This is a genomic window from Exiguobacterium sp. s152 (assembly GCF_018618335.1).
GTDB classification, from domain to species: Bacteria; Bacillota; Bacilli; order Exiguobacteriales; family Exiguobacteriaceae; genus Exiguobacterium; species Exiguobacterium chiriqhucha.
Genome location: NZ_JACSLX010000004.1, coordinates 255,103 through 277,312, shown reverse-complemented (window position 1 = coordinate 277,312; position 22,210 = coordinate 255,103). Strand labels below are relative to the sequence as shown.

The window sequence follows — 22,210 nt, the reverse complement described above, 5'->3', positions numbered from 1 at the left end:
GTGAATGAAGAGAGACACCATGAGTATGAACCTCAAGACGTCGAACCTTTAGAGCACGAAGCAGATACAATGAACGATGTAAAACCGACGTACCCATCTCGTAGCGAGTGGCGCCCGAAGCAAGAAGAACATGTGCGCCATAAGCCGCGAGTGAATTTAAAACCGTTGTTACTCGGAGGGGTTGGCGGATTCTTAGGAGCGGCTTTGTTCTTTTTGGCGATGATGCTCTGGGATTCCCCAACCTCTCGTTTTGTGACGAATGAACTGATTCGGACGGAACAAGCCGTAACCGTCACGGAATCCGACATCACGAGCGCTGTGACGGGCGCTAAGACGTCCGTCGTCAGTATTACGAACATCCAGCGGGCGTTCACCTCGGACTCGCAGTGGGAGGCCGGAGCGGGCTCTGGTGTCATCTATAAGGTCGACGGCGACACGGCGTATATCGTCACGAACTTCCACGTCATCGAAGAAGCGGATGAGATCAACGTCGCGTTTTCTGACGGACAAGTCGCGTCGGCGACGATTCTCGGAGAAGACCCGCTCAACGATTTGGCCGTCGCATCGGTCAAACTGCCGGCCAATATCGACGTCGCCCCGATTGCACTCGGGGACTCGACCGTGCTCCAGGCAGGCGAGACCGTCATGGCGATTGGGAATCCGCTCGGCGTCTTTTCAAACTCGGTCACCCGTGGTATCGTCAGTGGTGTCGAACGCACCGTGCCGGTCGATACGAACAGTGACGGCCTCATGGATTATAACGCCGAGGTCATCCAGACCGATGCAGCCATCAATCCGGGTAACTCCGGCGGGGCACTCATCAACATCCGCGGCGAGCTCGTCGGCATCAACTCGATGAAAATCGCCGAGGCGAGCGTCGAAGGGGTCGGCTTCTCGATTCCTGTCAACGTCGCGTTGCCGGTCATCGATATGCTCGAGCGTGATGGGGAAGTGACGCGTGCCCAGCTCGGTGTCACGATTCAAGAAGTCATCGCCGTACCGGGTAACGTCCGGGAAGAGTATGGGATTAGTTTTGACAACGAAGACGGGGTGTTCGTCGAGGCAATCACGCCCGGCAGTCCAGCCGAAGAGGCGGGCCTCCGCGTCGGTGACGTCATCGTCAAAATCGGCGACCGTGACATCAAACGTTACGTCGATTTGCGAGACGCCCTGTACCGAGACGCCACGGTTGGGGATAAGGTCACGATCGAATATACGCGACGCGGCAAGGCAAGCAAGACCGTGGCCACATTAACTGAAGCAACCTAAAGGAGCGGCGACGCTTCTTTTTTAAGGAGGAAACATTGTGGAAAAAAAAGTATGCAAGGAACATGTTGAAATCGCTTTAGATATCATTGTCGATGAGACGGGGGAATACCCGTTGCTCGAAGAACTATCCACAAGTGGACAAGTGACATGTGAGTTCTGTGATGCCGACGCAACATATGTTGTGTCAAGCAAAAAATGATTATCAACATGTGGATTTGTGGATAACTCTGTGGATAACCCTATGGATAACTCCAAAAAAACTGTGGAAAAAGGAAGAATTGGATGAATATTTCAATTATCACGGTCGGCAAACTAAAAGAGAAGTATTTGAAACTAGGGATTGCCGAGTACACAAAACGCCTGTCGGCCTATGCGAAAGTGCAGGAAATCGAGGTCGCAGACGAGAAAGCGCCCGAGCACTTGAGTGAAGCAGACATGATTCTAGTAAAACAAAAAGAAGGCGAGCGAATTTTGGCGAAAATCAGTCCAGACACGCATGTGATTGCCTTGGCCATCGACGCCAAACAGCGGACGAGCGAAGAGTTCGCCCGTGAGCTCGATCAACTCGCGACGTACGGCAAGAGCAAAATCGCGTTCGTCATCGGTGGCTCGCTCGGTTTGTCGGACGACGTCATGAAACGCTCGGATGATACAATCTCCTTCTCGAAGATGACGTTCCCGCATCAATTGATGAAGCTCGTCTTGTGCGAACAGATTTATCGGGCGTATCGGATCAACAGGAATGAGCCTTACCATAAATAAATGAAGTCTAATAAAAGGTTGATGAGCGCTGGCCCATCAACCTTTTATGTTCGTCTCAAAAATACGAATATTTTTTAGTTGTTCAATCAATTGTTCTCTCGTTACCGCACCATCGAATTGAAATTGCTTTGGGTAATATTCAGTCTGAAAAATTGGAGCTCCGCTCTCAATCCATGCCTCTCGATAATTAGTATGTGTCTCTTCCCGTTGCATAAACAACCCTTCTTCAATTTCTACGTCATCATCATCTCCGAATTGAAATCGACAACATAAACAAATTTCAAATGAAGGATCGTTAAATTCGTTGTAAGCAGGTTCATCTAATCCATCGAATCCACAGACGGGGCAGATATAGGTCATTGACTCATCTCCATTTCCGCTATAATCATACATAAATAAACAATTAACGTCTAAATTACAAAGGAGATTTCTTTAATGCATACAATAATCCAGCAAAAACTAATAGAGATTGAAGCGAAGTACGATGTAAAAATTCTATATGCGGTTGAATCTGGTAGCCGAGCCTGGGGATTCCCTTCAAAAGATAGCGATTATGATGTTCGATTTATCTACATTCATCTTCCTGAGTGGTATTTAGCCATCGATCCTCAAGGCATTGGACAAAAACGTGATGTAATTGAAGAGCCGATTAACGATTTATTAGACATCAGTGGTTGGGAAGTCACGAAAGCATTGCGTCTATTTAGAAAGAACAATCCCCCTCTCTTGGAATGGCTCAGAAGTGAAATTGTTTACTATCAACAGTATACGCTTATAGATAATATGCGAGCGCTAGAATCAGATGTGTTTTATCCGAACTCGATGTTACATCATTACTTAAATATGGCTAAAAATAACTACCGTGAATATTTGCAAGGACGGGAAGTCCGCATCAAAAAATATTTTTACGTGCTTCGTCCGATTTTAGCTTGTCAGTGGATTGAAAAATACAATACGGCACCCCCGATTAGTTTTCATGTCCTTTTAGAGGATTCATTAAAAGATGGTGAATTAAAGCATTCGATTGATCGATTATTAGAGAGGAAGTTGGCAGGAGACGAGTTTGACTTAGAACCACGGATTGCCGTCATTAACGAATTTGTAGAACGAGAAATTCAACGTTTTGAAGTATATGTGGAATCGCTGGACGTTCAAGTAAATGATCCAACGGCACAATTAAACGAGTTATTTCGACATACGTTGCAAGAGGTTTGGGGATGAAACATCAATGCGTGCAGGGCGACACATCAAAATTATACACCAAATCAATTCAACACGATTCCGCAAACGTGACGGTCGTCATGGACGCTGGATACGGAGATGATTCAACGGCTTGGAGCCCATTGGTGGCTGATATTTCGAAGCTAGCTAACGTCTTCTTGTATGATCGAGCTGGCCTTGGGCAAAGTGAAACCAGCGCGAACCCACGAACGAGTCGAAACATGATTCAAGAACTGAGACAGTTACTGACGGAAACCAATACAAAACCTCCTTACTTCCTCGTCGGTCATTCTTTTGGCGGGGTGAACATGCAGCTTTTCGCAGCTGCCTATGAAGAAGACGTCAGCGGGTTGATTTTAGTAGATGTCACTCCGAAAGACTATCGTGAGCGATTCCTGCCGACGATGTCACAAGACTTTCAACATGCCTACCATCAGCAATTCGTCCGCGAAGGGAACTACGAGGAGTTCATGGAAAGTTTGAAACAATTAAAAGAGACGGAACTGGCATTACAGATTCCGGTCATCGTCATCGGAGCCGGCAAGAAGGACCACTACTCCAGTGAATCGCAACGATTATGGAACGATATGCAGAAAGAACTCACGCAAATCTCGTCAAATTCCGAATTCGTCCTTGCCGAAGCGAGCGCCCATTACATCCAGCGAGATGAGCCGGAAGTCATCTTGGCCGCCATCAAACGATTGATTGAACGATTCAAATGATTTCCCGAGACCGGCCATCGAACAGCGATGGCCGTTTTTTTCAATGAGCAACCCGATTATCCGATGTCGAGCCAGACGATTGAGTATGACTGGAAGATGTTGAAGCAGTTTGATGAACATCTGCGTCCGGGTGGGGTCGTCATCGTCTCACTCTCGCAAATCACGTTCAGCAATGCGGAGATTGGCCGGAAAGAAAATTATTATCAGGTGTTGGACCGGGAAGACATCGAACCGGTCAGCACGTTCGATTACTATACGTACACGTCGATTCCCGCGTTGAACAGTGGGAGCGTCTATACGGCGCTGTCGCGAGACATTCGTGATTTAAGGTGGGAGTCGCACGAACTGTGGGTGAATAACGGCAAGAACTATTCGGAACGAAAATACGAGATGGTCGAAGCCCAGTATAAACAAGCTGTGGAGAATCGTGACATCGAGCAGAATATGGAACGCGTGACAGACATCGTCACGTATTGTCAGACGAAAGGCTATCGCGTCGTCTTGGCGATGGAGCCGGTCCACGCGTCTTACAACGCCTGTTTTGATGAAGCGGTCATGGACCGACTCGTCCATCAACATTTGGCCTCGCTCGAGTTGGACGTCCCGTTCCTGAACTACATGACTGACGAACGGTTTATCCATCAGCGCGAGTACTTTCATAATCCGGACCATTTGAACGGGAAAGGGAGAACGCTCCTATCGTCTCTCGTCTATGAGGATTTGAAACGGCTCGGCTATCTATAAGAAAAGGAAATCTACAATCGCGTAGATTTCCTTTTTGTATGTTCGCGCATCACGTTCGAAGCTCGCTCATCAACGCATGCGTATTGCCCTCCGAGTCCTTGAAGAAAGCCATCCACGTCTCGAGGTTCTCCATTTTCGCGACGAGATGCGGCTCGTCGATAAACTGAACGCCTTTCGCCAAAAGCTGTTCATACGCCTCAGTGAGATTGTTCACTTGGAGATACAGCACGGAGCTCGCTTTGGCAAAGTCTTCATTCTCAGGACGCGACAACATGAGCCGTACACTGCTGCATTCTAAAAAGGCGAGCTGGCCAGCTTGGAATAAGAGCGGAAGTTGAAGCGTGTCCCGGTAGAAACGGACCGCGCGATCCAAATCGTGCACCGGTACATAGATTTGTCTGATTTGCTGAATAAGATTCAACCGATATCCCTCCTAAACATAGCGTCTGTTACGTGTGTGGTGCATGTATTCCTTGTTTAACGCGTTTGGCGAATCCGTTGGACCGTCAACATTCCTAGCGCCAGGACGATGGCGAGGCCGATCCATGTGAAGACGTAGATGAACGGGGACCCGGTCGTCCCGATGGCCACCTCGTTGTGAAGCGTGGTGACGTTGCCCGCCTCGGCGATGATGTCGGGTGTATAGTTGAGTGTGCGGATGAATCCGACCCCGAACGTGGCGACGAAATACAACAGGTGAAGCGCGGTCGAGAGGAGCATCGCGCGTTTCGTGATCTTCAAGTCAATCTTCCTTTCCATGTTTCGCTTGCTGGTGCAGCAAAATTTTTACTTCCATTTGTTCGTGTAGTTTGGTGACGATCCCGTCTGGATGCGGAGAAATCGCGAGTTGAACATGAACCGGGAACATGGTCCATAAATCGGTCGGATAAGACGAGCCGTCACGCGGCAACCGATGACCTTGAATCGTAAATGATTCGTCATCGTCGTCAAGGTATAATACAAGGGGGACGGACATGCCCGAACCTTGCTCGAAGCGATCACCTTCTTGCACGTACTCTTGGATGAGCGCCCAGACGTACACTTCATGTTTTGTCGTATTCGTGTCGAGTATTTGATATGACGTCCACACGTCACCGCCGAAGTTCGGTTCCATCACTTCGGTCGACAAATAGCGTTCCATCTCTTGATGATCAACCGAAACGGACTGACTCATCGAGACAAACGACTCTCCCGTCGTGACAGAATATATGGTTGCGACGATGGTGATGGTCCAAAAAGTGGTCCACATGAGTTTTTTCAATGTAAGTCCCCCGTAGCTGTTCACCGATAAAAGATATGAGTTTATCGTAGCGCATTTCTACCGAATCGTGGGAATTATTGACTAAAATTTTAAGGGGATGATTGGATGCAAACGGTATATATAGCGGGAGGATGCCTCTGGGGCGTCCAAGCGTTCATCAAGACGTTACCCGGTGTCATCGAAACGGAGGCCGGACGGGCGAACGGGACGACGGATACGCTTAACGGACCATATGACGGTTACGCCGAATGCGTCAAAACGACGTTCGATTCGAGCATCGTCACGATGGAAGATTTGATGCACTACTTATTCGAAATCATCGATCCGTACAGCATCAATCGCCAAGGCGAGGATGTCGGCGAAAAGTATCGGACTGGCGTCTATAGTACAGACCCAAGCCATTTGGAAGCCGCTCGCACGTTTATCGGCGGTCGGAGCGATGCGGACCGAATCGCGGTCGAGGTATTGCCGCTCACGAACTACGTCCGAAGCGCGGACGAGCATCAAGACCGGCTCGCGCTTCGGACGATTACTGCCATATCCCGAAGACGTTATTAGAGAAGTATAAACAATGAGCCGACACGATGCCGTGTCGGCTCATTTGTTATGCCCGTTCGAGGACGTTCACGAGCAAGCGATGCACGACCTCATGGTCGCGCACGTCATGCAGTTTGTAGTCTTTCCCGGGCAATGTGTACCATTCGGCCGCCCCGACGTACGTGATGGCGAGCTCGAGCGTGCCGTCTGCCTGACATGTCGTCCGTAATTCAAGATCTCCACTGATGACGCCGACTTCCTCGGTCATGACACCGTGGGATGCTTTAAATACTGAAGATTGCTGGTTCATCGTGAACTCCTTTCAAAACTTAATAGCTGCAAGCGTTGATGGCCGTTTGTAGGGCCGTCTTTTCTGTCGATTGGAGGCTGAGGCCCCAACGGCTCTTCGTCTCGACCCACATCTTCGCATAAGCGCAACGCGCACCGGTGCGTGGCGGCTGCCATGTCGACGGGTCTTGGTCCCCTTTCGAACGGTTCGAGCTGGCCGAGACGGCGATGAGCTGTGGCCCGTTCAAATCGTTGGCGAAACTTTGACGTTTCGTCGTCGTCCAGCTGCTTGCACCTGAACGCCATGCTTCAGCCAATGGGACGACGTGATCGATATCGATGTCAGACGGCGATGTGAACGTGATGCCGTCATAGTAACTGTACCACGTGCCGGTCGTGACCGGACACTCATCGACGACCGAATCGGCGTCGCGTTTCAAGACGACGTGACGCGTGTTACATCCGTTCCCTTGGCTGCTCCAATGCGGGAACAAGTCACGGCTGTAGCCGGTCATCGTACTTTCGGTTTTAACGGTCAACGCGTTCAATTTCGTGAGCGCATCCGCTTTTGACGGGATGTTCGGCGGGAGTGCCGAAGCGGTAGGGGTCGTGAAGTGAAGCGTTGTGGCGACTAGGATGATGGCGAATAACGAACTGATGCATTTTTTGAACATGTTTGTGCCTCCTATTATGTATGACGACTGAACGACGCGCATCGTAAACGCACGATGCACATCGACTATACATGGCAAGGAAGTGAGAAATACGCAAATTTACAAAAAATGAATCCAAAGATTATAAAAGTTGAGGTCAGGGACATGATACATGACATCAGACGTCCCGGCTTTAGCACTACTGACATACGCGCCGACCCTAACTATTGGTATAATGAAGTCGGTTTGTAGCAAAGGACGAAGGAGTGGGAATGAATGAATCAAAAAGACATCGCGGCGATTCGCAAGCATTTCAAGTTGAATGCGGAAGCGGTCAAAATCGCCGACATTTATAATATTTATATTCGCCAAGACAGCAACGAGATTTTCCACGAGGAGTTGCGGTCGTTCCCGTTTGTCGAGCAGGAGCACCAAGAGTTGTTCCTCGCCAATTTCAAGAAAGTGCTCGGCGGCAAAATCGACGAGAAGTTGTTCGAAGTGAAGTTTCAGCATCCGGAGCCGGGCCAGACCGACCATACGCAGACGTTGCTCTATGAGGCACTCCGGACCGATGACATCGAAGAGTGGGCCGGTATGATGCAGCGCATTGCGCTCAAGATGGTGCAGGAGACGCCTTTCGAGAAGGACATGGTCATCACGTTCATCCGCTTCAAATACAATAAGCCGACGCGCCGCCACTCGGAGGAGACGGAAATCGATATGCGCGACGAGGTGTGGACGTCACGGTTCATCCTCGGCAGTATCAACCAGACCGAGCTCCCGAAACAGTCGCTCGTGTTCGACTATATCGAGCGAGAGTTCAAGTCAAACATCTTCATCAATCCCGTCATCAAGCTCGATGCACCGATTGGCGGGTTTATGTTCCCGTGCTTCACGGACAACGCGGCCGACGTCAATCATATCTTGTATGCGGCCCAGAAGGCGCATCAACCAGACTTCGGCTTTATCGAGAACGTCTTGAACGGGACCGAAATCGTGACGGCGGTCGAGGAGAAAGCGATGTTCGAAGAGGTCGTCAAGACCGTCATCGGTGAAGAAGTGAACGTCGGGACGCTCGCTACCGTTTACGATGAGATCAACCAAATGATTCTCGCCGAGGCGGAGCGTGAGGACGAGGAAGAGACCGTGCCGATGATTGATGCCCGAACCGTCGAAATCGTGTTGAAAGCGAGTGGGGTCGAGGATGTGACGACGGAGAAAGTCGAAGCGGCGTTCCAACAAGTTGTCGATGACCGCCAATATGAGATGAAGGCGAGCAGCGTCGTCCCGAAATACACGTCGAAGTCGATTAAAATCAATACGAAAGTCGCCAATATCTCAATCAGCCCGCAAGACTTGAAGTACGTGAGACAAGTGAACGTGAAAGGAAAACGTTGCCTGTTGATCGAATTAGAAGAGGATACGGAAATCGAAGGATTCAAACTCATTTCAGAAGAACTGTTGGACTGACGCTGAGCGGACGGAGGCGAGCGGGTGCACCCGTTAGAAATCGTTGAGCGGATGATCACCCTTGCTGTCCTCCTGTCGCGACATCGTTCGATTCGAGAGGATAAGATTGATTTTCTTCATTTGGAAGACTGAGGTTCAGACAATCGTCTGAGCCTTTTTTTGTCAATCACGTGAGGATGGTTGAATTTCGGAACGGTTATCGGTATGATGCTCTTGAAAGCGTTATCTCGATAAGCCTTATTTTTTTGGATTTTATCGAAAGCGCTTTCGATATAGTTGGATACAACAAAAAAACCTCAACCCTGCTCCAAGTGGAGAGGTGTTGAGGTTGGAGTGATGATTATTTTTTCGCCTTGCTCACTTTCAACTTCTTCCCTTTGATCGGTGTCGATTCCATCGCCTGAAGGACGAGTGAACCTTTGCCGTTCAAAATGTCGACGTACGTCATCTGGTCGTTGATCGTGATGATGCCGATATCGTCAGCCGACACGCCAGGAATTTTGGCGATTGTACCGACGAAGTCGATGGCGCGGAGTTTTTTCTTCTTCCCGCCGCTGAAGTGAAGCTTCATGATGTCTTGGTTGATTCGGGCCGTCTTGTTGTTGCGAACGACACGTCGACCGCTCAACTTCTCTTCGAATGCGGCTTGATTGCGCGCGACTTCTCTTTCAGTCGGTGCATCCATCTCCGGGATATCGAACTTGATGAATGCTTCGATGGCGCGAACGAACTTGCCCTCGTGAGGCGTCGCGAGCGTGATCGCTTTTCCGGCGTTGCCGGCACGGCCTGTGCGTCCGGTCCGATGCACGTAGCTCTCTTTTTCCATCGGCACGTCATAGTTGATGACGAGGTTGACGTTATCGACGTCGATTCCACGTGCTGCGACGTCGGTCGCGACGAGATAACGGAAGTTGCCCATCTTGAACCCTTCCATGACGGCGAAACGGTCTTCTTGCTCAAGGCCACCGTGGAGGCGTTCGCACGAGTAACCGGCCTGATCGAGCTCGGTATACACCGTGTCGACATGTTCTTTCGTCCGACAGAAGATGAGGCAACTGTCCGGATTCTCGACGACGGTCACATCTTTCAGCACAGCGAGCTTGTCTTCTCGGCGCACTTCAATCAAGCCGTGTTCGATCGTCGAAGCGGTGACACCGCTCGATTCGATGGCGACACGGATTGGTTCGTTCATGTGCTTCTGGCACAGGCGCTCGATATCGTTCGGGAACGTCGCCGAGAACACCATCGTCACACGGTCGCGTGGCAATTCTTGGAGGATCGCCTCGACGTCAGCGAGGAAGCCACGGTTCAACATCTCGTCGGCCTCATCGATAATCAAGTAATCGATTTTATCGAGAACGAGTGTCTCACGTTCGATGTGGTCCATGACGCGTCCGGGTGTCCCGACGACGATGTGCGTCTTCTGCTTCAATTCTTCACGTTGTTTCGAGAACGGTTCTTTCCCGTAGACGGCGGTCGCCTTGATGCGTTTGAAACGACCGATGTTCGTCATATCCTCACGGACTTGGACTGCAAGTTCGCGCGTCGGTGTGAGAATCAGCACTTGTGGCTTGTTCTCTTCCCATTCGATGAGTTCCGTGACCGGGATGCCGAACGCTGCAGTCTTCCCGCTGCCGGTTTGGGCTTTGACGACCAAGTCTTGGCGCTCGAGGGCGAGCGGGATGACTTTCTGTTGGACTTCGGTCGGTGATTCGTATTTCATGATGCCGAGCGCGCGCTGGATGTCTTCGCTTAGGCGATAGTCTGAAAAGCGTGGTTGATTCATAGGTTTACCTCTTTTTCGTGTAAGAAACTTCTATTCGAGAAATTTTCATTAGCAATTTGGATTACGCTTCATTATACACGAAACGAAGCGGTTCGTCGTTCATGCACGAAAACGAGCGAGACGGAAGCGACTCAAATCGAACGATGTTTGCCCGTCTAGCGTGAGCTGACTCAGCACTTCGCCCATGACACTGCCGAACTTGAAGCCGTGACCTGAGAAACCGCAGGCGATGAGTACGTTGTGATGTTCGGGATGAACATCGACGATGAAGTCGTGATCGTCCGACATCGTATACAGGCATGTCTTGCCTTGATTCAAGGCACCGTTCGCCTCTGGCATATACGTCGCGAGGAAGTGGCGCAAATCGCCTTCGTCGGCTTCATAGCGACCGAAGTCTTGCGTATGTAGGTTCGGATCGATGGCCTGACCGCCGTCGGTCCGTCCGACTTTTAGTCCGGCCCCGTCAAGACTTGGGAATCCATAGAACATCCGGTCATCGTCCTCGACGAAGAACGACGGGAACGACGCATCCGAATAAAGCGTCTCGTCCGCATCGAACCAACCGACGACTTTCCGGGTCGGTGCGAGCGGGAGCGACAGGTCGGGGAGCAGTTGTTTCGCCCAGGCCCCGACTGTGACAATCACTTTCTTGGTGTAAAACGTCGCCTCGGACGTGACGATGGTGCCCCCGTCCTCATGGAATTCGAGTGACTCGACCGGCGTGTTCATGACGAGCTCGGCGCCATTTGCGGTGGCTCGTTCGCGATACGCTCGAATCGCGTTCTCGCTGTAGAGCAGTCCCGACTCGGTCTCATAGCAACCGATATAGTCGTCTGGAATCGAGAGTCCGGGCCAACGTGTCTCGATGTCTCCTTTCGACAAACGCTGGAGCGGCAAGTCATACTTTTCGGCCGAGGCAATCGTCTCACCGAGAAACGCCGAATCGCGTGGCCCGATACCGAGGACACCCGTTTTCTTGAAAATAGGATACTGCGACGTACGGTCGAGATCTTCCCATAATTTTTGGGCCCGTTTGACGAGTGAGACATACGCACGACCTTCCCCGTAGGCATGTCGGATCATCCGGGTGTCCCCGTGATGACTACCTTTGTTGTGAGGCGGGTCGAACGCATCGATAACGAGCGTATGGGCACCGCGTTCCGTCAAAAACGAGGCGGCTGACATGCCCATCGTGCCGGCGCCGATGACGGCGACATCATATCGTACTGGTTGTGACATATGGACATCAATCCTTTCTACTGGAGCATTAGTAGAATGGTATGGAAAAGCTGGATAATTGTCAATTTTTTCTTGTTGAGTAGGACGAATCAGTAAGGAATCAGGGAATTGAATCTACGTGTCAATTTTTCCTATGGAAAGGGGACTACAGATCATGTTGAATTCACGTGAGACGTATCGTGTATTGGCAGAACAACTCGAGACAGCTCGACAAGTCCACACAATAGACCGTGTCGAGACAATCATCAAACCGATTCCCGACTCGGATGTCAGCGGGGATTTGGACCCGCGCGTCCTGGCCGTCATCCAAGGCTATGTTGCAGCCGAGCCGGAAACGTCATTCGACTTGGCGACGGCCCGTGCCAGCATGGGTTGGCCGAACCGTGACGTGACGACGATGGACATCGCGACAGACCACGTTATGATTCCGAGCGATGACGGTGACATCCCGGCACGCCTGTATCGGCCGCGTACGGAAGAGACGTTACCGGCCATCGTATTCTTTCACGGCGGCGGGTTCTTCGGTGGGACGCTCGATACGGTGGAGAACCCGTGTAAACTGCTCGCCGAGAAAGCGAACACTCTCGTCGTCTCGATCGATTACCGACTCGCGCCGGAGCATCCGTTTCCGGCCGGGCTGAACGACTGTTTCCGAGCGGTTGAATGGGTATACGATCAGGCTGAAGAGTTGAACGTGCGGCAGGATCGCATCGACGTCGCCGGCGACAGTGCCGGCGGCAACTTGGCGACCGCTTGTTGCTTACTCGACCGATCGAACGAGACGAACATGATTCGTTTCCAGGCGCTCATTTATCCGGTCGTCAATCTAGGCTCAATCCCGACAGACGATTACGAATGGAAACTCGACGATTATGAGATCAAGCACCACCACGATTTGATCCGTGGCGTCGTCATGGCGCTCGGGGATTCGGACGGTTTGCTCAACCACGTGTACTTACAAGGCAAGGCCGAACTGACCGACCCGCTCGTCTCTCCATTGTTCGCCGAGGATGTGACCGGCCTTCCGCCAGCGCTCATTATCACGGCCGAATATGACTATCTGCGCCTTGAAGGCGAGGCGTACGCGCGTAAACTCGCACGCGACGGAGTACCGACGCGACTGATTCAATACCGCGGGATGGACCACGCCTTTATGGACAAGCTCGGCGACTACCCGCAAGCCGAAGACTGCATGATTGAAATCGCAAATGGACTGAAGGAGATGACACGATGAAGACTTACACATTGAACTGGGATACATATAAACAATTGGCGCGGACAGCCGTCTCAGAAGGGGCCGTCCTCTTGAAGAACGAGCACGCGACGCTTCCGATTCAAACAGGGACGACCGTTTCTGTGTTCGGACGCAGCCAATTCAACTACTACAAGAGCGGTACAGGATCAGGCGGGATGGTCAACGTCTCGCACGTGACGAGTCCGCTCGAGGCGCTTCAAGCGACAGAAGGGATTCAGTTGAACGATTCGCTTCTCAAGAGGTACGAGACGTGGGTCGAGGCGAACCCGTTCGACCAAGGTGTCGGCTGGGCCGGAGAACCGTGGTCGCAGCCGGAGATGGAAGTGACGGACGAGCTCGTCGCGGAAGCGGCCGTGGCTTCTGATTTGGCGCTCATCTTCATCGGACGCACGGCCGGTGAGGACCGGGATAACACGGCCGACCCGGGTAGCTATTTGTTGACGGACATCGAGCAGGCGCTGATTGAGAAGGTATCAAAGACATTCACGAAGACGGCTGTCGTCTTGAACGTCGGCAATATCATCGACATGGATTGGGCGCACAAACCGAGCGCGATTCTTTATACGTGGCAAGGCGGAATGGAAGGTGGCACTGGACTCGTCGACGTCTTGACGGGTGTCGTCACGCCATCTGGTAAGCTGACCGATACGATTGCCAAATCGATTGAGGACTACCCATCGACGAAAAATTTCGGTCATGCGGACAAGGGCATCTATCAAGAAGACATCTACGTTGGCTACCGCTATTTCGAGACGTTCGCTAAGGATTCGGTGCTCTATCCGTTCGGGTTCGGCTTGTCGTATACGACGTTCATGACCGACGTCGCGACGGCGAACGAACAGGACGGCGTGATCACGGTGACCGTCGATGTGACGAACACAGGCACCGTTGAAGGAAAAGAAGTCGTCCAACTTTACGTCGAGAAGCCGCAAGGTGTGCTCGGCAACCCAGCGCGTTCGCTCGTCGCCTTCGCTAAAACGGACACACTCGCACCGGGGGAACGGACGACGCTCACACTCAGCGTCCCGGTCACGGACTTTGCGAGCTATGACGACAACGGGGCGACCGGACACGTGTCGAGCTTTGTTCTCGAGGCCGGCACATACGAGCTTCACCTCGGGACCGACGTTCGCTCGGCCCAACCGGTGTTCACGTATGAAGTGGCATCTCTTCAAGTCGTCGAAAGGCTCAGCGAGAACATGGCCCCGATCACTCCGTTCGACCGACTCAAACCAGTCCTCGGCGAGCATGGCTATTTGGTCGAGTACGTACCGACGCCGCTCCGTGCGCTCGATGTCGAGGCACGTTACCTCGCCGAACGTCCGGTCACGCGCGACTACGCCGGTGACAACGGCATCACACTGAAGGACGTTTACGCCGGCAAGGTCGAGCTCGATGAGTTCCTCGATCAATTGACGGATGAGGATCTCGCCTGCATCGTTCGTGGACAAGGGATGAACTCGCCGCGTGTGACGCCGGGGACGGCCGCCGCATTCGGCGGGGTATCGGACCGCTTGAACGAACTCGGCATCCCAGCAGCATGTTGCGCGGACGGCCCGTCCGGCATCCGGATGGATATCGGGACGAAGGCATTCGCCCTTCCGAACGGGACGCTCCTCGCCTCGACGTTCAACGTCCAATTGGTGGAAGACCTGTTCGAGATGACAGGACTTGAGATGCGGAAAAACCGCGTCGATACGCTCCTCGGACCTGGGATGAACATCCACCGCAATCCGCTGAACGGCCGGAACTTCGAGTACTTCTCGGAAGACCCGCACGTGACCGGCAAGATGGCGATCGCTCAATTGAACGGGATGCATCGCGTCGGCGTGACGGGAACGCTCAAACACTTCAGCGCCAACAACCAAGAGGCGCACCGTCACGATATCGATTCAATCGTCTCGGAGCGGGCGCTACGCGAGATTTACTTGAAAGGGTTCGAGATGGCCGTCAAAGAAGGCAAGGCGACATCGATCATGACGACGTACGGCGCCGTCAACGGGGTATGGACGGCCGGACTCTATGACCAGAACACACGCGTCCTCCGCGACGAGTGGGGCTTTGACGGTATCGTCATGACCGACTGGTGGGCGAAAGTGAATCACCATGAAAACGAGCCGGCGAACCGTCAGAACACGGCGGCGATGGTCCAGTCGCAAAACGACTTATATATGGTCGTCGACCGTCCGGACACGAACTCGTTCGATGACAACACGGGCGCGGCGCTCGCTGATGGGACATTGACGCGTGGTGAACTGCTCCGGAGTGCGGCGAACATCTGTCGTTTCGTCTTACAGTCACCGGCGATGGAGCGCGAGCTCGGCATTCATGACGGCACGGTCGAGGTGGTCGGGCTCGACGAAGAGGCCGGACAAGCGATCGATTTCGATGTGACGTATCGCCACCTAGAAAACGGGGAAAGCGTCAGCATGAGTGACGCCGACACATCGACGGGGAACACCCACGTCTTTGCTGTTTCAGTCGATGAGACAGGCACGTACGACGTGACAATCACGGCGAAATCGGACGCGGGCGAACTTGCCCAGATGCCGGTCACGCTGTTCGCCAACAACATCCCGGGCCCAACGTTCACGTTCAACGGAACGGACGGCGAATGGGTGACGCAGACGAAGCAAGTATTCTTCCTGAATCAACATAACTACTTGCAACTCTATTTCGCACTTGGCGGTCTCGACGTGAAAGACATCACGTTTACGCTCGCGGACTCGTTCAGCATGAAAAACGGATGATCAACAAGAGCTCTTCATCGTATATGTTCGCCTGCCTTTTAAACATCACGAGATGTTTTGTATAATGGGGTCAACATCTTGTGATTTGAAAGGGGGGCGCATATACGTGGAAAATCGTTTGAGATTTTCTAAGTCTTCAATCACTCATGCAAAGCCAGTTGTCACAAAGGCGATCATTTGCATGGGGCAGAACGGTTAATTTGATCGCAATCTAGTACGTTACAACAATGGCTTTGCTTCCTTATTGTCGGATTTTTTATAAGGAGCGAGCAGAGATGAAGTACGTAAATGCGCAACATGTCCTTCCAGAGGAGTTGCTTCAAGAAGTTCAACGATACGTCCAAGGGGAGACGCTTTATGTGCCCCGGACCGGTCAAGAAAAGAAGCGCTGGGGAACAGTCAGTGGTGGCAAACAGTTGCTTGAACAGCGGAATGAAGCGATTCGAACATCTTTTGCGAAGGGGACTCGGGTCGAGGAGTTGGCGGCTGACTATCATTTGGCGGTCACGACCATTCGAAAAATCGTTTACTCTTCAAATTAATCAACGGCACGTCGCATAGTTGCGATTGTGCCGTTTTTGTATAAAACAGTTCTAACTTGAAGTCGGTGCAATCTTGTTTTGTAAAATCCTTTACACTAAAAGAAGTCAGGATTGAGAAAGGATGACTGAATATGCTAGAGCGTTTTATTGAGAACCACCAATTTAATTACATTCGAGAACAAGTCGAGACGATTCGAGATAGTCGAAAGAAAAGTTTACCGTCTTCCGTGTTACAAGCCGTCATCGATTTGGCCAATGCCAAAATTGCTTTTCTGTTTCCTGAAGCGACATCAGCTCAGCTTGCCATGTTGGACGTATCAAAGTTACAAACCGACGAAGCCTATGATGGGTTTATAGATGAGTTAAGACCTCACGTCCGGTCGTTTCCGCAAGTGTCGGAACAGCAAGTGAAAAAAATGTTTCCCAAACAGAAAAAACTAAGACTTCCAGACGCAGCGGAACTTAATGTGAATCGTATGTCCTACATGAGCTGGAACGACCTGCGTTCCAATCGGAAATATATCCTTTGCGAAAAGAATCATCAGCTGATTGGGATCGAGCTTAAGGCAAGCTCAAATGCGAAGAAAAATATTTGCGCCTTCTGTAATCAGTTGGCAGAAGTCTCATATTGTGTGACTATCACGAAAGCAAAACAAGCCAAAAATCCTGACTATTATAAAGCGATTGGGACATATATCTGTACAGATAGTGCCACGTGCAACGAAAAAATGACAAATCTTAACGGCTTAATGACGTTCGTCGAAACAGCTTTGACAGAGTGAGTAAAAGATCGACTGTCCGTCGATCTTTTTTGCATAGAGCCTAATAGATCGCTAGCTATGCTAATGCTTAGTTCTCTATTAGTATGCCTGAAGCGATTTGACGGCATAACGTAGCTGGTCGATCTCCTCGTTTTTCCATCCGTTTCGGTCTGCGGCGTTAATTAACTGCCGGCTCGTTTTGATGAGTGCCTCTGTTAATTCCACAAGTGTTACCGTTCCCATGATTGTTTGGGGACGATCCTCTTCTATCAATGTGAGCTCAACTTCTGTGCCGGTCACTTTTTTAGCAGATATTTGAATTGGACCGTCCATGAATTGGAATGAGTAGGTTTCCTGCAACGGGGCGAATAAGAGGGCGCGGCCATTGTCAATCCACCGTGTCAACACGATAGCAACGAAATCTGACCAGCCTTGTCCCGGGAAATAATCATGAAAATCGATGACGAAAGTGATGTTCCCAACGATTTGATTCGAGTATGTTAATGAATGTACACCAAGCGGACTACATCGTTAATGAGTTGACAGACATTCTAGAACTCCTTAGTCCACCTCACGTTGCGTGTTGAAAGATTCTGAATCGATTTCGGGTATGGTTTCGTATATAAGGTACCACATACAATCGGAGGGATGACGATGAACACGCTCTACATGAAACAAAAGGTTTTCAGCCTACGTGGCCGGTTCAGTATCAAAGATGCAGATGAGAACGATCTTTATTTTGTAGAAGGTAGTTTTATGAAGTTACCGAAGTCGTTCACGATTTCTGACAAGAATGGATACGAGATTACGAAGATCACGAAAAAGACATTCAGCTTTTTGCCGACATTTTACGTCGATGTCGAGGGGGAGGAGACGTTAACGATTTCAAAAGAGTTCACGTTCTTCAAGCCGCGCTACACAATTGATGCAGCCGGGATTGAAGTCGATGGCAACTGGTGGGATATGAACTTCGAAGTACGCCAAAACGGACATGTCATCGGTAGTGTCCAAAAGAAGTGGCTAACGTGGGGCGATACGTACGAAATTCGAGTAGTCGATGATACGATGGAACACTTACTCATCTCAATCGTCGTCGCCATCGACTGCGTCAAAGCAGATCAAGCGGCATCTTCGAGCGCCGCGACGTAAAGGGGATGGAACGATGGAGTTTTGGGATGTGTATGATGTAGACCGCAAGAAAACAGGGCGAACGTGGCAACGAGGGATACGCCTTCCTCAAGATGATTATCATCTCGTCATCCACGTTTGCATTTTCAACAAGGATGGACAGATGTTGATTCAGCAGCGCCAACCGTTCAAAGACGGTTGGGCGAACATGTGGGACATCACCGTCGGAGGTAGCGCCACGGTCGGCGATACGAGTCAACAAGCGGCGATGCGCGAGCTTGAAGAAGAGATTGGGCTGAAACTTGATTTATCTAACACACGGCCCCATTTGACGGTCAACTTTGACGAAGGGTTCGATGATATCTATCTCGTCGAAGCAGAAGTTGACCTCGATGAGTTGACGCTCCAACCATCAGAAGTGCAAGCCGTGCAATGGGCGGATGAGGCGACGATTCTTGATATGATCAGGTCAGGGAAATTTATTCCGTATCACGAACCGATGATTCCGTTGCTGTTCGCGATGCGAGGACAATGGGGAGGTATCAATCATGTGGAAGTCATATAAGTGGATCAATGAACCAGACGAAGTGAGTCTCGGTGAAAGCTTGACGTTCCAGACAGCACCCGACACCGACTTTTGGCGGAACACCCATTACGGGTTCAACCGGATGACGGCCCACGCTTTGGTGACGGATGTGTCGTCTAAGCGGTTCACATGTCGCGCGACGATTGAGATGGATCCGAGCCATACATATGACCAGGCCGGCATCCTGTTATACGTTAACGACGAGCATTGGCTTAAGACGTCCGTCGAATATATTCCGGACGGACCGTCACACCTTGGGGCCGTCGTCACGTCCTTTGGCTACTCGGATTGGTCGACACGTGATTTCCCGAACGACGCCATCCGTGAACCGTTGACGTTTGAACTCGCCTACACCGATGGCGATGTTGAGGTGTTCTTCGAATACGAGGGGGGCACGCGTGAACAGTTGCGAATCGCTCACCTCCATGACGTCTCGACGTTACGCATCGGACCGTACGCCTGTAGTCCGGATCCGAAGGCGCCAGAATTCAACGTCACAATTTCAGATTGGACAGTTACGGAAGCATCGACTTGATATAAGGTCGGTGCTATCATATTCGTTAAAAGAAGAGTTGAACACAGAAATGCATCTTATTAAAGAGAATGTATCAGTTTTAGATGCCCGACATTTCACTCATGACGTAACACGAAAGAGCGCCTCGCATGTGAGACGCTCTTTCGTGTTTAAGACTCTCGTTTCCGGCTAATCAACCGTGCCGTCCGAAGCAAAGAAGGTAGTAGCTTCCGACGCTTGCGAATGGCCAAATACCTAGCTTCCCACGTCGGTTTGAACTTATGTTTGAACTGACGAAGCCCGCTGAACGGGTAGATATAACTGATGTTTTCGAAAATATCGGCTGCAATCCGCTCCGGCCAGTACGCGAACGTGTGCTCACCGACCGATGCGAGTGGCGCCATGCCAAGACCGACGTAGGCGTAGTCGTTGGCTCGTGCCCACTCGATTACATGGAGAATCAGCACCTCAATCGAGCCGGGCAGAGCATCATTCTTAGAGCGCATTAAATCGATGGAGACGGTATCACTGCCGCGGAGCAACGTGATGAAGGCGATGACTTGTCCCGTGTCATCACGTAGGAGAGCAACCGGATAATGGGTCAAAGCCTGTTCGTTGAAAAACCCGAGCGAGAATCCTTTCTCGCTTCGATTGCCGAGCCAGTCGTCCGAGATGAAGCGCAGTGACATGATCAAGTCGGGCGATGGATGCATGACGATGTCAGCCGTATAGTCTCGCTTCGTGAATTGGTTATAAAGCGAGCGCATGTTGGCGCGTTTTTTACCGGTGAGCGAGAATGTGGCGACGTCGACCGTCGCTTCCTCACCGAGCTTGAAGAACGTGAAGCCGGCATCATGCAGGCGCGGCATCCAGTCCGGGGTGACTTGATAAAAAATCGGGATATAGCCGAGCCGGTCCGTTTCTTCGATAAAGGTGAGCAACAGGTGTGACGCGGCGTCTCGCGCTCCTTGCACATCCCCGAGAACGATGGCGTGATTGCCGGATACGGCGAACAAGAGACACGCCTCGTCGTCCGGCCCATAATAGACGAGCTTGTCGTTCATATAGGCCAAATCGAACGTGTTCGTCGTCGTATGTGTGGCTTGAAACGTCGCGAAACGGGACGGTTCGAACGACGTGCCGAGCTTCGGACGTTTCAATCGGTTGAACAGAATAAACATCCCAATTAACAGCAGTCCGGATAAGACGACGGCGGCGATGCTCAACCCGGCGGCAGCTTCCGGGTCAAAGAAAATCGTGTCGGTCTGACTGAACGATTGCAGCAGGAACGCGTGCGTGCCGACATAGAGGCCGACATAGAAGACGTTGCGGACAAAGCGGCTGACGGTCACGATGGAGCGATAGCGTCTATGCTGGGTCCGGGTCAACCAGACGAACAGGGCGAACCCGCCGACGACGAACGCTTCAAACAGATTGAAGCCGCGTGCGATGACACCGAGGCTGGCGACGACACAGGCGACCCCGACGAGCCAGAGGACGCGTTTCGTCCGGATGTACATGCCGAACGTGGTCAGTAACGTCAACAGACCGGCTGTGAACAGCGCGAGCGTGCCGACCCACTGTAACCAGAGGGCAGTCGAATAGAGCGGTGACACGCTCGGCAACAACGTCTGAAACCACAAGACGAGGCTCGTCATCAATGCAATCAGGCTTCCGGCGAGCCGACCAGTCTTAGCGAGCGTGCGTGACACGATGCGCCAGACGACAGTCCCAATCTCATAGGACGACCCGATGATCGGTTTATACTCGATCTGTTTGACGACCTGGTCTCCGAAGACGAGAGCCGCCAAGAACAGGCCAATCATGAACGGGACGATGAAGTAGACGAAGCGATAGACGATTAATGACGACAAGACAATCTCTTGGTCGATGCCGAGCTGGGTCATCCCGACGAGGTATAATAAATCAAACGAACCGACACCCCCCGGGACGAGCGAGACGACCCCGACAATGGTCGCGACGATGAAGACACCCATCATGGCCGTGAGCGGTGCCTCGCCTCCGAGTAGATGCAGGGCATACAAGGCGACGAGTCCGGCCGTCACCCATTCGGCGAGCGACGTCGCGATATAGCCGAGCAATGTCGTCCAATCCAAGTTCGACCGCTTCCGCGTCACGTATATGTAGAGCGGTAGGACGGCGAGTGTCGCGACGAGCACCGGCCAAATCCACTGTTTCGTTCCGGTGAGTGCACTGGCCGGGAAAAGCCCGAGCAGCACACCTGCGGCCAGCAGCGACAAGCCACTGATGAGCGTCGGGGTCATCCATCCGATGGCCCGGAGCAACCGCTTCGTGTCCGTATACGGTCGATACAGCGACGTCCGGAGCGCGATGCCGATGACGCCGCCGAACCCGATCATACCGTTCATCGAGTTGGTGATCCAAGCCGCCCGAAGCAGTTTCGAGAGCGGGATATGGACGTCAAGCGAACGCAATAAAAAGTAGTCGTATCCGGTCATCGACAAGACGGCGATGAGGCCGAGGCCGATCAAGGTAATCTGTTCGAAACCCGTCAACGCCTCTAACGTTTGAAACGCCGCGGCAAGCGACAAGTTTTGGAGCTCTTGACCGCTCTGATAAAGAATCAATCCAATCAATAGGAATGGAAGCAACCATTTCAGTTGTTTCCAGGAAATTCGCTTTTGCATCGTATGTGCTCCTTCTGACAAACTATCGAAATCTTGATTAGCTAAAGTGTACT

At 51.6% G+C, this 22,210-nt stretch carries 24 protein-coding genes and 1 pseudogene; 15 read left to right on the top strand and 10 right to left on the bottom strand.

Annotated features, from left to right (window positions below; translation table 11 throughout):
* The 3 genes from KNP72_RS09870 to rlmH all read left to right on the top strand — a co-directional run bounded on the left by KNP72_RS09870 (position 1) and on the right by rlmH (position 2,031).
* A complete protein-coding gene (locus KNP72_RS09870; protein ID WP_214833099.1) occupies positions 1–1,269 on the top strand; it encodes a S1C family serine protease in 1,269 nt (422 codons plus the stop codon).
* 37 nt (positions 1,270–1,306) lie between these two features.
* A complete protein-coding gene (locus KNP72_RS09865; protein WP_021067873.1) occupies positions 1,307–1,468 on the top strand; it encodes a CxxH/CxxC protein in 162 nt (53 codons plus the stop codon).
* An 83-nt stretch (positions 1,469–1,551) separates the two neighbouring features.
* Entirely contained in the window at positions 1,552–2,031 is a 480-nt protein-coding gene (gene rlmH / locus KNP72_RS09860) for a 23S rRNA (pseudouridine(1915)-N(3))-methyltransferase RlmH (RefSeq protein WP_029596433.1), read from the top strand.
* A gap of 36 nt (positions 2,032–2,067) precedes the next feature.
* Here rlmH and KNP72_RS09855 read toward each other — a convergent pair whose 3' ends face one another.
* Complete coding sequence (locus tag KNP72_RS09855) at positions 2,068–2,391, bottom strand: hypothetical protein (protein ID WP_214718786.1); 324 nt, start codon at positions 2,389–2,391, stop codon at positions 2,068–2,070.
* 75 nt (positions 2,392–2,466) lie between these two features.
* Here KNP72_RS09855 and KNP72_RS09850 point away from each other — a divergent pair, with 75 nt between their 5' ends.
* From KNP72_RS09850 to KNP72_RS09840, 3 genes are read left to right on the top strand one after another with little or no spacing between them, the layout of a single operon-like run.
* On the top strand, positions 2,467–3,252 hold the full coding sequence (locus tag KNP72_RS09850) for a nucleotidyltransferase domain-containing protein (RefSeq protein ID WP_214718784.1): 786 nt from the start codon (positions 2,467–2,469) through the stop codon (positions 3,250–3,252).
* The gene (locus KNP72_RS09845) at positions 3,249–3,974 is read left to right on the top strand and encodes an alpha/beta fold hydrolase (protein ID WP_214718782.1); all 726 of its coding nucleotides are present in this window, start codon (positions 3,249–3,251) and stop codon (positions 3,972–3,974) included. The genes KNP72_RS09850 and KNP72_RS09845 overlap by 4 nt, the downstream gene beginning before the upstream one ends.
* A 27-nt stretch (positions 3,975–4,001) precedes the next feature.
* Complete coding sequence (locus tag KNP72_RS09840; protein ID WP_214718780.1) at positions 4,002–4,718, top strand: hypothetical protein; 717 nt, start codon at positions 4,002–4,004, stop codon at positions 4,716–4,718.
* A gap of 49 nt (positions 4,719–4,767) precedes the next feature.
* Here the strand turns inward: KNP72_RS09840 and KNP72_RS09835 are convergent, their stop codons facing one another.
* The 3 genes from KNP72_RS09835 to KNP72_RS09825 are packed head-to-tail and all read right to left on the bottom strand — an operon-like array spanning position 4,768 to position 5,892.
* On the bottom strand, positions 4,768–5,139 hold the full coding sequence (locus KNP72_RS09835; protein ID WP_029596429.1) for a VOC family protein: 372 nt from the start codon (positions 5,137–5,139) through the stop codon (positions 4,768–4,770).
* 56 nt (positions 5,140–5,195) lie between these two features.
* Positions 5,196–5,459 carry a hypothetical protein gene (locus KNP72_RS09830; protein ID WP_214833097.1) on the bottom strand — a complete coding sequence of 88 codons (264 nt, stop codon included), beginning with the start codon at positions 5,457–5,459 and terminating at the stop codon, positions 5,196–5,198.
* 1 nt (position 5,460) lies between these two features.
* Positions 5,461–5,892 carry a hypothetical protein gene (locus KNP72_RS09825; RefSeq protein ID WP_214718848.1) on the bottom strand — a complete coding sequence of 144 codons (432 nt, stop codon included), beginning with the start codon at positions 5,890–5,892 and terminating at the stop codon, positions 5,461–5,463.
* 192 nt (positions 5,893–6,084) lie between these two features.
* Here KNP72_RS09825 and KNP72_RS09820 point away from each other — a divergent pair.
* Positions 6,085–6,554 (top strand): annotated as a pseudogene (locus tag KNP72_RS09820) (peptide-methionine (S)-S-oxide reductase).
* Between the two features lie 29 nt (positions 6,555–6,583).
* Here KNP72_RS09820 and KNP72_RS09815 read toward each other — a convergent pair.
* A complete protein-coding gene (locus KNP72_RS09815; RefSeq protein WP_214833095.1) occupies positions 6,584–6,826 on the bottom strand; it encodes a hypothetical protein in 243 nt (80 codons plus the stop codon).
* Positions 6,827–6,845: 19 nt separating this feature from the next.
* Entirely contained in the window at positions 6,846–7,478 is a 633-nt protein-coding gene (locus tag KNP72_RS09810) for an HNH endonuclease family protein (protein WP_214833093.1), read from the bottom strand.
* A 255-nt stretch (positions 7,479–7,733) separates the two neighbouring features.
* On the opposite strand from KNP72_RS09810, the gene KNP72_RS09805 reads away from it, so the two are divergent.
* Positions 7,734–8,927 carry a DUF4317 domain-containing protein gene (locus tag KNP72_RS09805; protein WP_214833091.1) on the top strand — a complete coding sequence of 398 codons (1,194 nt, stop codon included), beginning with the start codon at positions 7,734–7,736 and terminating at the stop codon, positions 8,925–8,927.
* Positions 8,928–9,267: 340 nt separating this feature from the next.
* Here the strand turns inward: KNP72_RS09805 and KNP72_RS09800 are convergent, their stop codons facing one another.
* Both KNP72_RS09800 and solA read right to left on the bottom strand, forming a co-directional pair.
* Positions 9,268–10,713: a DEAD/DEAH box helicase gene (locus KNP72_RS09800; protein WP_214833089.1), complete on the bottom strand. Its 1,446-nt coding sequence runs from the start codon at positions 10,711–10,713 to the stop codon at positions 9,268–9,270.
* 99 nt (positions 10,714–10,812) lie between these two features.
* A complete protein-coding gene (gene solA, locus KNP72_RS09795; protein WP_214833087.1) occupies positions 10,813–11,952 on the bottom strand; it encodes an N-methyl-L-tryptophan oxidase in 1,140 nt (379 codons plus the stop codon).
* 154 nt (positions 11,953–12,106) lie between these two features.
* On the opposite strand from solA, the gene KNP72_RS09790 reads away from it, so the two are divergent.
* The 4 genes from KNP72_RS09790 to KNP72_RS09775 all read left to right on the top strand — a co-directional run bounded on the left by KNP72_RS09790 (position 12,107) and on the right by KNP72_RS09775 (position 17,281).
* Complete coding sequence (locus KNP72_RS09790; RefSeq protein WP_214833085.1) at positions 12,107–13,186, top strand: alpha/beta hydrolase; 1,080 nt, start codon at positions 12,107–12,109, stop codon at positions 13,184–13,186.
* Positions 13,183–15,957 carry a glycoside hydrolase family 3 C-terminal domain-containing protein gene (locus tag KNP72_RS09785; RefSeq protein ID WP_214833083.1) on the top strand — a complete coding sequence of 925 codons (2,775 nt, stop codon included), beginning with the start codon at positions 13,183–13,185 and terminating at the stop codon, positions 15,955–15,957. Before KNP72_RS09790 ends, KNP72_RS09785 begins: the two co-directional genes overlap by 4 nt.
* 275 nt (positions 15,958–16,232) lie before the next feature.
* Positions 16,233–16,499 carry a CD3324 family protein gene (locus KNP72_RS09780; RefSeq protein WP_034780358.1) on the top strand — a complete coding sequence of 89 codons (267 nt, stop codon included), beginning with the start codon at positions 16,233–16,235 and terminating at the stop codon, positions 16,497–16,499.
* 131 nt (positions 16,500–16,630) lie between these two features.
* Positions 16,631–17,281, top strand: a complete 651-nt coding sequence (locus KNP72_RS09775) for a FusB/FusC family EF-G-binding protein (protein WP_214833081.1) — start codon at positions 16,631–16,633, stop codon at positions 17,279–17,281.
* Between the two features lie 78 nt (positions 17,282–17,359).
* Here the strand turns inward: KNP72_RS09775 and KNP72_RS09770 are convergent, their stop codons facing one another.
* Complete coding sequence (locus tag KNP72_RS09770) at positions 17,360–17,665, bottom strand: hypothetical protein (RefSeq protein ID WP_251128956.1); 306 nt, start codon at positions 17,663–17,665, stop codon at positions 17,360–17,362.
* 249 nt (positions 17,666–17,914) lie between these two features.
* On the opposite strand from KNP72_RS09770, the gene KNP72_RS09765 reads away from it, so the two are divergent.
* From KNP72_RS09765 to KNP72_RS09755, 3 genes are read left to right on the top strand one after another with little or no spacing between them, the layout of a single operon-like run.
* Entirely contained in the window at positions 17,915–18,409 is a 495-nt protein-coding gene (locus KNP72_RS09765; protein ID WP_214833079.1) for an LURP-one-related/scramblase family protein, read from the top strand.
* 13 nt (positions 18,410–18,422) lie between these two features.
* Entirely contained in the window at positions 18,423–18,953 is a 531-nt protein-coding gene (locus KNP72_RS09760; RefSeq protein ID WP_128123836.1) for an NUDIX hydrolase, read from the top strand.
* Positions 18,937–19,509 (top strand): DUF1349 domain-containing protein, encoded by a 573-nt coding sequence (locus tag KNP72_RS09755; RefSeq protein WP_214833077.1) that lies wholly within the window; start codon positions 18,937–18,939, stop codon positions 19,507–19,509. The genes KNP72_RS09760 and KNP72_RS09755 overlap by 17 nt, the downstream gene beginning before the upstream one ends.
* Before the next feature lie 149 nt (positions 19,510–19,658).
* On the opposite strand, the gene mprF is transcribed toward KNP72_RS09755, so the two are convergent.
* Positions 19,659–22,157, bottom strand: a complete 2,499-nt coding sequence (gene mprF / locus KNP72_RS09750; RefSeq protein WP_214833075.1) for a bifunctional lysylphosphatidylglycerol flippase/synthetase MprF — start codon at positions 22,155–22,157, stop codon at positions 19,659–19,661.
* Positions 22,158–22,210: the final 53 nt, after the last annotated feature.

Coding starts and splice junctions, on each gene's coding strand:
- KNP72_RS09855 (WP_214718786.1), bottom strand. CDS start 2,391: ATGACCTATATCTGCCCCGTCTGTGGATTCGATGGATTAGATGAACCT.
- KNP72_RS09845 (WP_214718782.1), top strand. CDS start 3,249: ATGAAACATCAATGCGTGCAGGGCGACACATCAAAATTATACACCAAA.
- KNP72_RS09755 (WP_214833077.1), top strand. CDS start 18,937: ATGTGGAAGTCATATAAGTGGATCAATGAACCAGACGAAGTGAGTCTC.
- mprF (WP_214833075.1), bottom strand. CDS start 22,157: ATGCAAAAGCGAATTTCCTGGAAACAACTGAAATGGTTGCTTCCATTC.
- KNP72_RS09790 (WP_214833085.1), top strand. CDS start 12,107: ATGTTGAATTCACGTGAGACGTATCGTGTATTGGCAGAACAACTCGAG.
- KNP72_RS09780 (WP_034780358.1), top strand. CDS start 16,233: ATGAAGTACGTAAATGCGCAACATGTCCTTCCAGAGGAGTTGCTTCAA.
- KNP72_RS09775 (WP_214833081.1), top strand. CDS start 16,631: ATGCTAGAGCGTTTTATTGAGAACCACCAATTTAATTACATTCGAGAA.
- KNP72_RS09850 (WP_214718784.1), top strand. CDS start 2,467: ATGCATACAATAATCCAGCAAAAACTAATAGAGATTGAAGCGAAGTAC.
- KNP72_RS09815 (WP_214833095.1), bottom strand. CDS start 6,826: ATGAACCAGCAATCTTCAGTATTTAAAGCATCCCACGGTGTCATGACC.
- KNP72_RS09840 (WP_214718780.1), top strand. CDS start 4,002: ATGGCCGTTTTTTTCAATGAGCAACCCGATTATCCGATGTCGAGCCAG.
- KNP72_RS09825 (WP_214718848.1), bottom strand. CDS start 5,892: ATGAGTCAGTCCGTTTCGGTTGATCATCAAGAGATGGAACGCTATTTG.
- KNP72_RS09765 (WP_214833079.1), top strand. CDS start 17,915: ATGAACACGCTCTACATGAAACAAAAGGTTTTCAGCCTACGTGGCCGG.
- KNP72_RS09800 (WP_214833089.1), bottom strand. CDS start 10,713: ATGAATCAACCACGCTTTTCAGACTATCGCCTAAGCGAAGACATCCAG.
- KNP72_RS09805 (WP_214833091.1), top strand. CDS start 7,734: ATGAATCAAAAAGACATCGCGGCGATTCGCAAGCATTTCAAGTTGAAT.
- KNP72_RS09760 (WP_128123836.1), top strand. CDS start 18,423: ATGGAGTTTTGGGATGTGTATGATGTAGACCGCAAGAAAACAGGGCGA.
- rlmH (WP_029596433.1), top strand. CDS start 1,552: ATGAATATTTCAATTATCACGGTCGGCAAACTAAAAGAGAAGTATTTG.
- KNP72_RS09810 (WP_214833093.1), bottom strand. CDS start 7,478: ATGTTCAAAAAATGCATCAGTTCGTTATTCGCCATCATCCTAGTCGCC.
- solA (WP_214833087.1), bottom strand. CDS start 11,952: ATGTCACAACCAGTACGATATGATGTCGCCGTCATCGGCGCCGGCACG.
- KNP72_RS09785 (WP_214833083.1), top strand. CDS start 13,183: ATGAAGACTTACACATTGAACTGGGATACATATAAACAATTGGCGCGG.